The 13,330-nt window shown below is 62.0% G+C and carries 15 protein-coding genes; 6 read left to right on the top strand and 9 right to left on the bottom strand.

The window, feature by feature from the left end; genetic code table 11:
• Nucleotides 1-389: 389 nt before the first annotated feature.
• On the top strand, nt 390-1,070 hold the full coding sequence (locus B059_RS0110790) for a hypothetical protein (RefSeq protein WP_026177453.1): 681 nt from the start codon (nt 390-392) through the stop codon (nt 1,068-1,070).
• Nucleotides 1,071-1,167: 97 nt separating this feature from the next.
• Nucleotides 1,168-1,770 (top strand): DUF6988 family protein, encoded by a 603-nt coding sequence (locus B059_RS19915; protein WP_026177452.1) that lies wholly within the window; start codon nt 1,168-1,170, stop codon nt 1,768-1,770.
• A gap of 228 nt (nt 1,771-1,998) precedes the next feature.
• On the opposite strand, the gene mtgA is transcribed toward B059_RS19915, so the two are convergent.
• From mtgA to B059_RS0110770, 3 genes are read right to left on the bottom strand one after another with little or no spacing between them, the layout of a single operon-like run.
• Nucleotides 1,999-2,697, bottom strand: coding sequence for a monofunctional biosynthetic peptidoglycan transglycosylase (mtgA, locus tag B059_RS0110780; RefSeq protein WP_026177451.1), 699 nt, complete (start codon nt 2,695-2,697; stop codon nt 1,999-2,001).
• A complete protein-coding gene (gene aroE / locus B059_RS0110775) occupies nt 2,697-3,548 on the bottom strand; it encodes a shikimate dehydrogenase (protein WP_018078265.1) in 852 nt (283 codons plus the stop codon). Before aroE ends, mtgA begins: the two co-directional genes overlap by 1 nt.
• A 57-nt stretch (nt 3,549-3,605) precedes the next feature.
• Nucleotides 3,606-4,061 carry a rhodanese-like domain-containing protein gene (locus tag B059_RS0110770; RefSeq protein ID WP_018078264.1) on the bottom strand — a complete coding sequence of 152 codons (456 nt, stop codon included), beginning with the start codon at nt 4,059-4,061 and terminating at the stop codon, nt 3,606-3,608.
• Nucleotides 4,062-4,336: 275 nt separating this feature from the next.
• Between B059_RS0110770 and glnA the strand changes: the two genes are divergently transcribed.
• The 4 genes from glnA to ntrC all read left to right on the top strand — a co-directional run bounded on the left by glnA (nt 4,337) and on the right by ntrC (nt 8,949).
• Nucleotides 4,337-5,746: a type I glutamate--ammonia ligase gene (glnA, locus tag B059_RS0110765; protein ID WP_026177450.1), complete on the top strand. Its 1,410-nt coding sequence runs from the start codon at nt 4,337-4,339 to the stop codon at nt 5,744-5,746.
• Between the two features lie 61 nt (nt 5,747-5,807).
• Nucleotides 5,808-6,335 (top strand): DUF4124 domain-containing protein, encoded by a 528-nt coding sequence (locus B059_RS0110760; RefSeq protein WP_245538776.1) that lies wholly within the window; start codon nt 5,808-5,810, stop codon nt 6,333-6,335.
• A gap of 80 nt (nt 6,336-6,415) precedes the next feature.
• Complete coding sequence (glnL, locus tag B059_RS0110755) at nt 6,416-7,525, top strand: nitrogen regulation protein NR(II) (RefSeq protein ID WP_018078261.1); 1,110 nt, start codon at nt 6,416-6,418, stop codon at nt 7,523-7,525.
• A 5-nt stretch (nt 7,526-7,530) separates the two neighbouring features.
• Nucleotides 7,531-8,949, top strand: a complete 1,419-nt coding sequence (gene ntrC, locus B059_RS0110750) for a nitrogen regulation protein NR(I) (RefSeq protein ID WP_018078260.1) — start codon at nt 7,531-7,533, stop codon at nt 8,947-8,949.
• Nucleotides 8,950-9,017: 68 nt separating this feature from the next.
• Here the strand turns inward: ntrC and grxD are convergent, their stop codons facing one another.
• The 6 genes from grxD to prmC form a co-directional block, all read right to left on the bottom strand.
• On the bottom strand, nt 9,018-9,338 hold the full coding sequence (gene grxD, locus B059_RS0110745) for a Grx4 family monothiol glutaredoxin (protein WP_018078259.1): 321 nt from the start codon (nt 9,336-9,338) through the stop codon (nt 9,018-9,020).
• 63 nt (nt 9,339-9,401) lie between these two features.
• On the bottom strand, nt 9,402-10,499 hold the full coding sequence (locus tag B059_RS0110740) for a nucleotidyltransferase domain-containing protein (RefSeq protein WP_018078258.1): 1,098 nt from the start codon (nt 10,497-10,499) through the stop codon (nt 9,402-9,404).
• A 5-nt stretch (nt 10,500-10,504) separates the two neighbouring features.
• Complete coding sequence (locus tag B059_RS0110735) at nt 10,505-11,425, bottom strand: HprK-related kinase A (protein ID WP_018078257.1); 921 nt, start codon at nt 11,423-11,425, stop codon at nt 10,505-10,507.
• Nucleotides 11,422-11,694 carry an HPr-rel-A system PqqD family peptide chaperone gene (locus B059_RS0110730; protein WP_018078256.1) on the bottom strand — a complete coding sequence of 91 codons (273 nt, stop codon included), beginning with the start codon at nt 11,692-11,694 and terminating at the stop codon, nt 11,422-11,424. Before B059_RS0110730 ends, B059_RS0110735 begins: the two co-directional genes overlap by 4 nt.
• Nucleotides 11,695-11,698: 4 nt before the next feature.
• Nucleotides 11,699-12,340 (bottom strand): hypothetical protein, encoded by a 642-nt coding sequence (locus B059_RS0110725; protein WP_018078255.1) that lies wholly within the window; start codon nt 12,338-12,340, stop codon nt 11,699-11,701.
• A 141-nt stretch (nt 12,341-12,481) separates the two neighbouring features.
• Nucleotides 12,482-13,330 carry a peptide chain release factor N(5)-glutamine methyltransferase gene (prmC, locus tag B059_RS0110720; protein ID WP_018078254.1) on the bottom strand — a complete coding sequence of 283 codons (849 nt, stop codon included), beginning with the start codon at nt 13,328-13,330 and terminating at the stop codon, nt 12,482-12,484.

The following is a 13,330-nucleotide window of genomic DNA, read 5'->3' as shown; positions in this document are numbered from 1 at the left end:
CGGGCATGAAAGCCCGCTAACAACCCACCACTACGTCGAGGCCGACCTGACCATGAAGGACCGTGCCTTGGCACGCCTTCAAGCGCCAGAGGTCAAGGTGCAGCGCTATCGTGCACCCGACTCGCTGATCGACTTCCTAAAGACCCTGTGATTATGTGAAGGACGGAATTCGCGCCTGCCGCTGCCAATCAGCTATTGGCGTGCGTTCCGACTCGCTACTTTCCATAATCAACGACTTTGCATAATCGGCCGAAGCGGTCATTCAAGCTGGATGATCCTAACAACCGGTCATCGGTCAAAAGCGGACACACAAGCATGAGACTTAAAGGGATCGAGTAAACTGACACGATTCACCCTGCCGTTCCCATCTACCAACAAAAGAGGCGTCAATGCTTAAAAGCCTTATAGCTTCATCCCTAGCAATCATGCTAGTAGGTTGCGCCAGCCCGAAATACAACTATGCGCCAAGCTCAGTCGCTATTAGCGAACCACCGCTTGGATCAGTTTCTACTGCTCGCATAGGCGACACAATGCTCCGCCAAGGGAAATATCGAGAGCATGACGCTCTAAACCTTAGAGCGGTTCGGGAAATAAGCTGGGCTTACACCCTTCATCCTGGGTACTACCTTAAAGATGGAGAGGATGAAACCGCCGAGTATTACTCACCAGCACGCACAGAAGACGGTGGAAGAGTAGAGAAGGCCATGATCGCTGATCCTTGGAAAAGCATCATGGCAAAAAAGTCTGTACCCGAGCTTTGCGTTGTTACGGTGTTCAATGTGGCCGCCTGTAAAGAAGTACAAGACATTGAACGAACAAAGCGTCCGGTTTTAGCGCCGGACGCCTTTCAGCAGACCCTCATTTACAACGGCAGGGTGGGATCAAAGATCAATATCGGTTATCGAGAGTTCTCAAACAACACAGCGCGCCCGGCATTCAACAACAATGTTGAGTATGACCTAACGGAATCGACAAGGATTGGCTACAAAGGCGCAGATCTCGAGGTGCTGGAGGCCACCAATCAGCACATCAAGTTCAGAATGTTGCGCAACTTCAATGATGTAAATTAAAGCGACAAAAAAAGGGAGCAGACTGAACTGATCCGAGTATTTCGGACGCCCTACAGCAGGCTACGTTCTGCTTTCGGTCGCCGGTTAATTCCACGTTATGGATATTGAAACGGAACTCGATAAGTCGGAAGCATGGATGGTTCAGTCGAATACTCTGATCGACGGTACCAACTTTGAAACGACAAAGGAGCGCAGAGCTTCTGTTGCTCTGTTCCACCTAGCACTTGAACACCAGTCGGCCATCCATCTTCTCGTCCACAACCATGTATGGGGTTCAGCCCTAGTTCTTTTGCGCCCACAATTTGAAGCTTATGTACGTGGTTTGTGGTTCGAGCATTGTGCTAGTGAGGAGCAAGTTGATTCATTTCTTACTGGCAAGGAGCCTCCGAAAATCGGAAAACTAATCGAGGCCATTGAGCAAGTGGAGGCCTTTGGGGAGAAAAGTCTTAGCTCTGTAAAAAAGTCCCTTTGGGGAAAATTAAATGACTACACCCACGGTGGCACTATCCAAGTCATCGCCAGGAATAGAAAAGACGAGATAGCTTCAAACTACAATCCAGAGCATATGTGTGGAGTATTACAGTCTGCTGCTGTAATCGCATATTCCGCAAGCCTTGAAATAGCTAAGGTGGCTGACAGCGAAGAACTTGCTACTAAGCTAATGAAACTTCACAAGGACCTATACCAAGAGAATCTATAACAAGTGGCTCAAATACGTTCGCTTTCGCTCACTGGAACGCTCCGCCGCTGCGTGGCTCCGCGCCTTGTCCTTTGAACGACCCAATGTTTGCTTAGGGCCGAGGACCGGACGTATTGTGCGGAAAGCCTGACCGGCTGCCTTGGCCGAGCAGCGGGCGATCAGTCTAGGTCATTCCGAGCGCCGTTCTTGTCCAGAAATGGTGAGCCTGAATAGGTCTGTTGAGTCGAGTCAGCGCGGCACCTGCGCATACCCCATATAACGCTTGATGACGGCAACGCGTCGCTGGTAACTGCGCGAGCTGCGGTGGTTCTCGTACCAGCGCGGATTCGGCGCCATCGCGGCCATGCGTGCGGCCTGGTCGCGGCTGAGGTTGGCAGCGGATGTCTTGTAGTAGCGGCGGGCGGCGGCTTCGGCGCCGTAGATGCCGTTGCCCCATTCGATGACGTTCAGATACACCTCGAGGATGCGGCGCTTGCTCCAGGTGGCTTCGATCATGAGCGTGATCACAGCTTCCTGGCCCTTGCGGATGAAACTGCGTTCGCCGGAGAGGAACAGGTTCTTGGCGAGTTGCTGGCTGATGGTCGAGCCGCCGGCGACGAGGCGGCCCTTCTTCAGGTTCTTTTCGACCGCCTTCTGGATGCCCTCGACGTCGAAGCCTTCGTGTTCGAGAAATTTTGCGTCTTCCGCGGCGACGATGGCGCGCTTCAGGTGGATGGAGATGCGGTCGTACGGCACCCACTTGTGGCGCAGTTCGGCGTCGGGGTTCTTGCCCTGCTGGCGCGCCAGGCCGGCTTCCATGAACGAGGTGGAGGTGGGGTTGTGATCGATCCACCACAGCACGTGCGCGAAGATCCACAACTGATACAGCAGTACCAGCGCGATCGCCGCAGCGATACCCTTGCCGAGCCAGCGCAGTGCGGTGCGGATCACGTGCGCGGCCCCCGCGGGGGGGACGCCGCCGGGCTCTCGCCTTCCAGGCGGTCTTGGCGCAGCGCCGCGATGACGGGCGCGGTGTCGGGGCGCACGCCGCGCCACAGGTAAAACGCTTCGGCCGCCTGCTCCACCAGCATGCCGAGGCCGTCGGCGGTTGCTGCGCCGTGCGCGCGGGCGAAGCCGAGGAAAGGGGTGTCGCGCCCGTACATCATGTCGTAGGCCAGCGCGTCCGTGGCGAACACGCGCGGCGACAGCGGCGGCAGCTCGCCGGCGAGGCTGGCGGCGGTGGCGTTGATGACGATGTCGAAGGGGGTGTGCAGTGCGTCGAAGCCGCAGGCGACGACGCCGCGGCCGAACTGTTCGGCGAGTTCCTGTGCACGGCTGACGGTGCGGTTGGCGATGACGAATTCGGCGGGCCGCAGGTCGAGCAGCGGTTCGATCACGCCGCGCGCCGCGCCGCCGGCGCCGAGCAGCAGGATGCGTCTGCCGCCCGGCAGACAATGCAGGTTGCGGGTGAGATCAGCCACCAGTCCGGCGCCGTCGGTGTTGTCGCCGCGGATGCTGCCGGCATCGAACGTCAGCGTGTTCACCGCACCAGCCTGTTCGGCGCGTGGACTGAGGCGGCTTGCCAGGGCAAACGCCTGTTCCTTGAATGGAACCGTGACGTTGGCGCCGCGTCCGCCCGCCGCGATGAACTGCGCCACGCTGTCGGCAAAACCGTCCTTCGGCGCGAGAATCGCCTCGTATGTCATGTCCTGCCCGGTTTGACGGGCAAACGCGGCGTGGATCAGCGGGGATTTTGAATGGGCAATCGGGTGCCCGAATACGGCGTAACGGTCGGTCATGGCGGCCGTAATTCTAACTGTTGATGCGCGTATTGCCTCCTGCCGCGAGGTCGGCGATCAGGTTTGTGCCCAGGGCAGGTCGCGCCGTTTCCAGCCGTTCAATTCGTTGCGGTGGCCGGTGGTCCTGTTGAGATCACCCTCGAAACCTTCCAGCACGTTGTAGCAATGGTTGCGGCCGGATTCGGTGCAGGCGGCGGCGGCCCGGTGCGAGCGCGCGCCGCTGCGGCAGATGAATATCAGCAGGGATTCCGGGTCGGTGGCCTGTGCCAGTTGAACCAGGAAATGGGGGTTGGAAGCCCAGCCCGGCCAGGACTGCCACTCGACGTGCAGCGCTTCGGGAATGACGCCGTTCAGTTCGAGTTCGGCCCGCGAACGCACGTCGATCAGGCGTGCCCCGGGTGCAAGTTGCAACAATTCATGCGCTTCGTGCGGCAGCAAGGCGCCGGCGTAGGACCAGGCATGGGTTTGGCTACGATGGTGGGCGGCGTCGAGCAGGTCGGTGATGCGTCCCATGATGGACTCCTTTTATTATTGATTCAGTATATGAAAGCCGATGCCCGATGCAATTCGCACCAATAGAGTGCGCAACAGGGGGATGCGCACTTTTATGGTGCATTAACCCCGCTGGATTCTGCACTATCCTGCTGCGTAGGCCTTATGGCACAATGGTTCGCCCCTGATTTCTTGCATGGCACGGTTGCTGCTAACAATCCTCCGTGTGGCGTTTGGTGTGGCCGGTCCAGCATGCAACGCCGTCGTTCAATCCATTTCAGTTTGAGGAGTTCAGCATGGCCGTGGCCAGTGTGATCAAGATGATTCAGGACAACGAAGTGAAATTCGTTGACTTGCGTTTTACCGATACCCGCGGCAAGGAACAGCATGTTTCCATTCCCGCGCGCTTCGTCACCGAAGAATGGTTCGAGGATGGCCATCCCTTCGATGGCTCGTCGATCGCCGGCTGGAAAGGCATTCAGGCGTCCGACATGCTGCTGAAGGCCGACCCGGAAACGGCCTACATGGATCCCTTCTTCGACGAGCCCACCCTGATCCTGACCTGCGACGTGATCGAGCCATCCGACGGCAAGGGCTACGAGCGCGACCCGCGTTCGGTGGCCAGGCGCGCCGAAGCGTATCTGAAGTCGACCGGCATCGCCGATACCGCCTACTTCGGCCCGGAACCCGAGTTCTTCATTTTCGATTCCATCACCTGGCACGACGGCCTGTCGGGCTGCGGCGTGAAAATCAATTCCGAGGAAGCGTCCTGGTCGTCCGCCGAGAAATTCGAGAACGGCAACACCGGCCACCGCCCCGGCATCAAGGGCGGCTATTTCCCGGTGCCCCCGGTCGACAGCCTGCAGGACATCCGCGCCGCCATGGTGCTGGCGCTGGAAGAAGCCGGCGTCCCGGTGGAAGTGTTCCACCACGAAGTGGCGACCGCCGGCCAGTGCGAGATCGGCACCCAGTTCAGCACCCTGACCAAGCGCGCCGACTGGACGCAGATCCTGAAGTACATCGTGCACAACGTCGCCCACGCTTACGGCAAGACCGCGACTTTCATGCCCAAGCCCATCGTCGGCGACAACGGCTCCGGCATGCACGTGCACATGTCGCTCTGGAAGGACGGCAAGAACCTGTTCGCGGGCAACGGCTATGCCGGCCTGTCCGAACTGAGCCTGTACTACATCGGTGGCATCATCAAACATGCCAAGGCGCTGAACGCGATCACCAACCCATCGACCAACTCGTACAAGCGTCTGGTGCCCGGCTTCGAGGCGCCCGTGATGCTGGCCTATTCCGCGCGTAACCGCTCGGCCTCGATCCGCATCCCGATTTCCTCCAGCGAAAAGGCGCGCCGCATCGAAACCCGTTTCCCGGATCCCATGGCCAACCCGTATCTGTGCTTTGCCGCGCTGATGATGGCCGGCCTCGACGGCATCCAGAACAAGATCCACCCCGGCGATCCGTCGGACAAGGACTTGTACGACCTGCCGCCGGAAGAGGACGCGAAGGTGCCGAAAGTCTGCCACAGCCTGGAAATGGCATTGGAAGAGCTCGACAAGGATCGCGAGTTCCTCACCCGTGGCGGCGTGTTCACCAACGACATGATCGATGCCTACATCACGCTGAAGATGGAGGAAGTCACCAAGTTCCGCATGACCACGCACCCGGTCGAATTCGCGATGTACTACTCGCTGTAAGTCCCGCACGTATCGCAAAAGGAGGGGCGGCTTCGGTCGCCCCTTTTGCGTGTCTGGCAGGGTGGTCAAGATTGCCCGGTTTTGGCCGTTAACAAACGGGTACGCTACACTCGGCCCTATGCAAACCGTCCGTTTTTTCTTCCTGTTGTGCTTGATCCCGGCTGTGCCCGCACAGGCGGAAATCTACAAGTTCGTCGATGAAAACGGCCAGGTGACATTTACCGATGTCTACAAGAAGGGCGCCAAGCGTATTGATCTTCCTGGTGCCCCGGCGTCGCTGCCGGCCGGCAGCAAGGCGCCCCGGCGCGCCTCCTACAATCCCGCTCCGGCGGATTTTCCGCGCATCGACGCGGGGACGCAGAAACGCCGCGACGATATCCGCCGCCAAGTGCTACAGGACGAAATTTCCGGCGAACGCCGCAACGCCGACGAGGCGCGTCGCCAGTTGGCGCTGGGCGAGCGCCTGCAACCGGGCGAGCGCGCGACCGACGCCACCTATCTCAATCGCGTGAAAAAGTTGCGCACCAGCGTGCAGCAGCACGAACAGAATATTGCCTCCATCCAGCGTGAGCTTGCCAACCTGAAGTAAGCCGGCGCAGGAGCCTTGGCTGTAAAGACGCTGAAGCGTCAACAACCACGCTCTGGCACAATCGGTGCTTCACTGTGCGTATGAGCATGATGTCCCCGACTGTCCCCGACTTTTCCGGTCTCGACTGCCTGTCCACCGGCGCGCTGGTGCTGGGTGCCGACGGCAGGATCGTGTATGTCAACCCGGCTGCCGAAACCCTGCTTGGCGTGTCGGGCGCGTTGCTGGCGGGCGATCATGCCGAGCGCGTGTTCGAGCGCAGCCCCGAGCTGCTGGTGGCGATCCGGACCGCGCGCAGCGAACTGGAAACGGTGATCGAATACGAGCTCGATGTGGCGGTGGGCGGTCATCCGCCGATTCGCCTCGGCTGCAGCATTTCACCGCTGGATGCGCCAGCGCATGCCGTATTGATCGAAATGCGCGCGGTCGATCCGCACCTGCGCATCGCCCGGCTGGAGCAGGCGCGCCTGCAGCAGGAGGCCAACCGCGAATTGCTGCGCAACCTGGCGCACGAAATCAAGAACCCGCTCGGCGGCATACGCGGCGCGGCGCAATTGCTGGAGCACGAACTGCCGCGCGAATCCCTGCGTGAATACACGCAGGTCATCATCAAGGAATCCGACCGTTTGCAGTCGCTGATGGAGCGCTTGCTGACACCGCATCGCATGCCCCGTTTTGGTGCGGTGAATATTCATGAAGTGCTGGAACGGGTGCGCAGCCTGATCCTGGCTGAAACGCCGAGTGTGGCCCTGCAGCGCGACTACGACATCAGCCTGCCGGAAATCCGGGCCGACGCCGAACAGCTGATCCAGGCCACGCTCAATATCGCGCGCAACGCCGTACAGGCAATGCACGGTAACGGGCATGGGCACGGTAACGGGCATGGGCACGGTAACGGGCATGGGCACGGCCAGGGCGAGATTATTTTCAAGACCCGAGTGGCGCGCCAGATCACGCTGGAAAGCCGGCGTTATCGTTTGGGCCTGCGCGTCGAAATCATCGACAATGGCCCCGGCGTGCCGGAGGATATCCGTGATCAGATTTTCTATCCGCTGGTGTCGGGACGCGAAGGCGGAAGCGGTCTGGGGCTGGCGGTCGCGCAGACGCTGGTCGCGCAAAATCATGGCACCATCGACTGCGAAAGTCGCCCCGGACATACCGTGTTTGCGATTTTTCTACCCTTGCCCACCTGAACATCATGCTGAAACCAAGCTGTGTCTGGATCATCGACGACGACCGTTCCATCCGCTGGGTGCTGGAAAAAGCCCTGCTGCGCGAGGACATTCCGTGCATGACCTTCAGTTCGGCCAGCGATGCGCTGCGCGAGCTGGAGCGCAGCCAGCCCGGCGCGGTATTGTCGGATATCCGCATGCCGGGGGTGTCCGGCCTGGAATTGCTGCAGACGCTGAGAGAGCGGCTGCCCAAGGTGCCGGTCATCGTCATGACCGCGTATTCCGACCTCGACAGCGCGGTGGCGGCATTCCAGGGCGGTGCGTTCGAATACCTGCCGAAGCCCTTCGATGTCGATCAGGCGCTCGACCTGGTGCGCCGCGCGCTGGCGGAAAACGCCAGCCGCGACGTGCCCGCCAGCAGCGATGCGCCGGTGCCGGAAATCCTCGGCCAGGCGCCCGCCATGCAGGAGGTGTTCCGCGCTATCGGGCGGCTGTCGCAGTCGCATGCCACGGTGCTGATCACCGGCGAATCCGGTAGCGGCAAGGAACTGGTAGCACGCGCCTTGCACCGCCACAGCCCGCGTGCCAGCGGTCCGTTCATCGCCTTGAATACGGCCGCCATTCCCCGGGACCTGCTGGAATCCGAGCTGTTCGGCCATGAGCGCGGCGCCTTCACCGGCGCGGCGGCGCAACGGCGCGGACGTTTCGAACAGGCCGACGGCGGCACGCTGTTCCTGGACGAGATCGGCGACATGCCGGCCGAACTGCAGACCCGCCTGCTGCGTGTGCTGTCAGACGGCCAGTTCTACCGGGTCGGCGGGCATTCCCCGATCAAGGTCAATGTGCGGGTCATCGCCGCCACCCATCAGGATCTGGAAGTACGGGTGCGCGAAGGCCTGTTCCGCGAGGACCTGTTCCATCGCCTCAACGTGATCCGGCTGCGCCTGCCGCCGCTGCGTGAACGACGCGAGGACATTCCGCTGCTGGTGCGGCATTTCATGCAGAAGAGCGCGCGCGAACTCGGCGTGGAGGTCAAGGGGGTGTCGGAAGCCGCGCTCAAGACCCTGCTCAATCTGCCGTGGAGCGGCAACGTGCGCCAGCTTGAAAACGTCAGCCATTATCTGACCGTGATGGCGCCCGGCCAAGTGGTCGAGGCAGGCGATCTACCGGCCGATCTGATGCAGGGCATGGTGGTGCAGTCCGACAGCGACTGGCTGCAGGGACTGGCCACCGAGGCGGGCGCGCGGCTGGCGCGCGGTGAAGCGGCGATTCTCGATGAACTCACCCAGGCCTACGAAAAAACGCTGATCGAAGTGGCGTTGCGCCATACCGGCGGGCGCCGCATCGAAGCCGCACATCTGCTCGGCTGGGGGCGCAATACCCTGACGCGGAAGATCCACGAACTGGGGATGGACGACGGGCCGGGGGCAGATGAGGCCGGATAATTCGCCGGGTCGTGATCCGTAAAAAAGCCGACGCAATGTCGGCTTTTTCATGTGGCCCGGACGGTACGTCAGGCTGCCTGTGCTTCTTCCAGCAATTTCTGGATCTCGCCCTTTTGGTACATCTCGATCATGATGTCGGAGCCGCCGATCAGCTCGCCCTTGACGTAGAGCTGCGGAAAGGTGGGCCAGTTGGCGTAGTACTTCAGGTTTTCGAAAATTTCCGGATCGGCCAGCACGTTCACCGCCAGAAAATCCTTCAGGCCGCAGGCCTGCAGCACTTGCGCCGCGCGCGACGAAAAACCGCATTGCGGAAACTGGGGCGTGCCTTTCATGTACAGCACGACGGTATTGTTGGTGACTTGGTCACGAATGCGATCGAGGGGGGTCATGGCGGGCTCCTGAATAATACTTGACTGGAATGCTCGGGAATTATACGCGCGACGAGGCCGGCGTCAAGCTGGTTTGGGGGCACGCGGGTAGGGACTGACAAAGGCCTTGTGGAGCAGGTGCGGGATCAGCAGCTGCGGGGGCATGCGCAGCCAGTGGGCGCGGATGAAGGCGCCCAGACGTGCGGCCGGTGTGAAGGCATCCGCACAACTGGCATGCGCGGGCGCCAGCACACGTTTGAAAATGCCGTCCATCAGGGCGAGCGTCGCGCGATTGGGTGCGGCACTCGCCAGGCCGGCCATCATGCCGGCGGGGATGGGGGTGTCGAGAAAATAGCGCAGATAACGCAGCGCGTAGAACAATGGGCGGCTCAATTGCAGCTCGCCGGCGCGTGCGGCCAGGCGTGGCCAGAAGTCGTGGTCCACGGCGGCGTCGCGCAGCAGCAGGTCGAGGTCGGTCAGGTCGCGCAGGCCGTGCGGCAGCTCGCCGTCGTGGAACAGATGGGTGGCGGAATGCAGAATGCGGTCTTCCGCCGCCAGTACATGGACGCCGGGCAGGCCTTCCACCGCGACCGCGCGGCTGCGCAGCTTGGCGGAGTCGGGATGATAGCGTGCGGTGTCGGGCAGGATCGCGTGGTGCACGTCGATCACGGTTTCGCGCTGGATATGCTGCATCGGGGGGATCTCGTGCATCCAGCGGCGGTAATAGCGCTTGTCGTATTCCGACAGTCCGGTGGCATGCCAGCCGGCCAGCATGAGCGAAGACTCGGCCTGCGGCAGATACTCGCGCGGTACCAGGATGTCGATGTCATTGAACAGGCGCCCCTCGGCGGCGGGCAGACCGGCGGCAACGTAGGCCGCCCCCTTGAGCACGATCAGCGGGCCGTCGAGGTCGGCCAGCGCGGCACGGATCTGTTGCAGCTCCCAGCACACCGCGGTTCGTTGCTTGTCGGCCAGCGTTTTGGCGGCGTCGAAATGCCAGCGTGCCACGTCCGGTATCGTGGCGGTCAGACCGTGCTGATGAAAGTGGTGCGCCAGGCGCGCCAGCAGCCCTGCCGCTCGGGCCTGCCGCACCAGGATGTCCCATTCGCTGCTGGAAAAACGGCTGATGGCATCGGGTGAGCGCAGGGTACAGGCGAGTAGATCGCGGGAAGTGGATTTCATGCGGTTCAGGAAAGGCGGCGCTCGGCCAGGCGGTCGAATGCGGCGACGGCCTCGCGCAATTGTCCGTAGCGGAAATCGTAGCACTCTGCCTGGTCGATCAAGGCCGTGCCGACACGGAAGCCGTCGACGCCCAACTGACTGTAGTTGAACGCGTTTTGTGCCAGGAACATGAAAGTCTGGGCTTGCGAGCGCGGGCTGAGGGTGGCGGGCGCACCGGCCTGCCACTGGGGGAAAATTACCCAGCCGGGACGTGCCGGTTCGTGCTGGCGCAGTACGCTATCGCGCGGCGGCCGCATGTGCGCCACCGTGCCTTTGATGGTGTCGTGCGAGGCACGGTTGATGTAAGCGTTCGGATCGAACTGGCGAATGACTTCGATCGACTGGTTTTTCAGGCTGACCGGGCGCGGCAGCGGCTGGATCAGGCCGGTTTTGCGGCTGATCAGGGTGAGCTCGTCGGACAGCAGGCGCCAGCCCGACAGCACCAGGCCGGCAGTCAGCGTGCTTTTTCCGGAGCCGGGCGGGGCGGGCAGAATCGCCGCCAGGCCATTCTTTTCGACCACGGCGGCGTGGATGATGAGGAAGTGGTGCGCCTGCGTCGACACGCACCAGTTGAGGCCCCATTCCAGCATCGGAAAAGCCTGGTCGCGCGGCAGCGGCTTGAAAGGGCGCATGCCGTCGAACGAAAAAGAGACCTGGGGGCGCAACCAGCGGCGCAGATTGGTGGGCGGATTGACCGACACATGAAAATCGGCAAAGGCCTCGTGCGCGCTGCGCACCTCGAACTGGCCGTAGAGTTCGGCCAGGCCTTCCGCCACGCGCGGGATGCGCGACTGCAGCTTGAGTGAAAATGGCCCGGTGCGCAGCCATATGCCGGCTCCGGCCAGTTGCCGACGCAACTCGGCGGGGGGCAGTTGCAGCAGTTTCATGCGGATTTCAGCAGACCAATTGCACGCAGGCTGGCGAGTGTGTCTTCAATCAATTCATGGAATTGCGGTGTGTTCGCCGCGCCGAGGCGTGTCGCCAATGCAGTGGCGAGGCCGACCGAGGTATAACCGGGATGATCGTGGCAGAGTTGATACAACGCCAGTGTCATGGGTTTCAGGTAATGGGTGTCGCCCGACGCCGTATCGTAGACGACCGCCTCGTCTCCCCAGCTTTTCAGCAGACGCGGCGGGAGAGGCGTAGCGGGCGCCATCGCATCAGTTCAGCGGGCAGCCGCGCTCATTCAGCATGGCGAGCGAATCCTTGAGTTCGGCGGCACGATGCAGGTTGTTGCGGAAGAGTTCGGTCAGTTCGCCTGGGGTATAACCGAAGTTGACGTCCGGATGCGCGGAATTGAGCAAGGCGGCGACCGCATGGAAACCGAGGTTGACGAAAATGGGGTCGCAGCCCATGTTGCCAATGGCGGCCCCGTTGGGCTTGGCGTTGCAATTCGGCTGCACCGTGTCCGGCGTGCAGTTGCCGCTGCCCTGCAGGCCCATCACCTGGAGCAGGGTGTAAGGCTGGTTGTTTTTCGGGTTGATGTATTGCGTGACGCCGAAAACCGTATTGAACGAATCGTTCGGGCTGTAGCCGGTCGCGGCCCAGGAATCCAGGTGCTGGCATTGGTTCCAGTAACCGGGGGTGCAGCCGGCACAGGCCGGACCCTTGGGTGCGGACAGGTTGCCGGACGCCATGCCCGAGATGCTGCACTGGCTGGCCCATACCGGGCGACTGGCCAGGGTGAAAATCGCCGGCACGCCCAGCGCAGCGCCGGCGAGTTTGCGGCGGGACTGATCGATCGTGTCGTGCGGGGGCGCCTCGGGCAGCGTGTCGTGGGTTTCGGGTGTGCGGTCAGACATGGCAAGCCTCGATAAATTGTTGGGATTCGTCCCGAAAATTAGAGCAAGAATCGCACCAATATTACATCGATCAGCCTGAAATGCCCACTGCATACAGGCCGCCGCCGAGTCGCGGGTTGCCGGACGACGCGGGCATGTAAATTATTCCGACAGATGGTCGCCGCTGACGCGGCGAATCCCGGACAGGTCCGTCCAGCTCCGGGGATGGTGGAAGCCGCCAGTCCGCAGCAAGGCCTGGACGGCATCCGCTTGATCGTAGCCGTGTTCCAGCAGCAGCGCGCCGCCGGGCTTGAGGTGAGTGCGGGCTGTTGCGGCCAGCCGGCGCAGATCGTCCAGGCCGTCACGGCCGGCGGCCAGTGCGGTGAGCGGCTCGAAGCGGATGTCGCCGCGGCCCAGATGCGGGTCGCAGGCGGCGATATAAGGCGGGTTGCTGACGATGAGGTCGAAGCGCCGCCCGCCGAGCGCGGCGAACCAGTCGCTGCTCAGAAATTCGACATCTGCGCCGAGGCGGGCGGCATTGCGCCGTGCGATGGCCAGCGCGGACGGGGAGCGGTCAAGCGCAGTCACCCGCGCAAGTGGACGTTCCAGCGCCAGGGTAATGGCGATGCAGCCGCTGCCGGTGCCTAGGTCAAGCATCTCCACGGTCTGGCCGGGCGGCACGTGTGCCAGCGCCAGTTCGATCAGCAATTCGGTATCGGGGCGCGGGATCAGGACTGCGGGCGAAACCTCGAACGGACGGCCATAGAATTCGCGGGCGCCGACCAGATAGGCGATGGGTTCGCCGGCCAGTCTGCGGGTCAGCAGGGTGTCGGACGCGGCGAGTTGCGCGGCGGTCGGGGTGTCGCTGTCGTGCGCGATCAGCCAGGCCGGGGTAACCTCCCAGGCGAATGCCGCTAGCACGCGTGCCTCCAGCCGCGCCTCGCGCTTTTCCAGCCCCTGCGCCGCGGCAATCCGGACGGTGGCCGCGGCAATCCAGGTCGTGACGCTCAT

This window comes from Thiobacillus denitrificans DSM 12475, from assembly GCF_000376425.1.
Lineage (GTDB): Bacteria > Pseudomonadota > Gammaproteobacteria > Burkholderiales > Thiobacillaceae > Thiobacillus > Thiobacillus denitrificans.
Note: the sequence above shows the minus strand (reverse complement) of the source record. Positions and strands in the feature narration are given on the sequence as shown.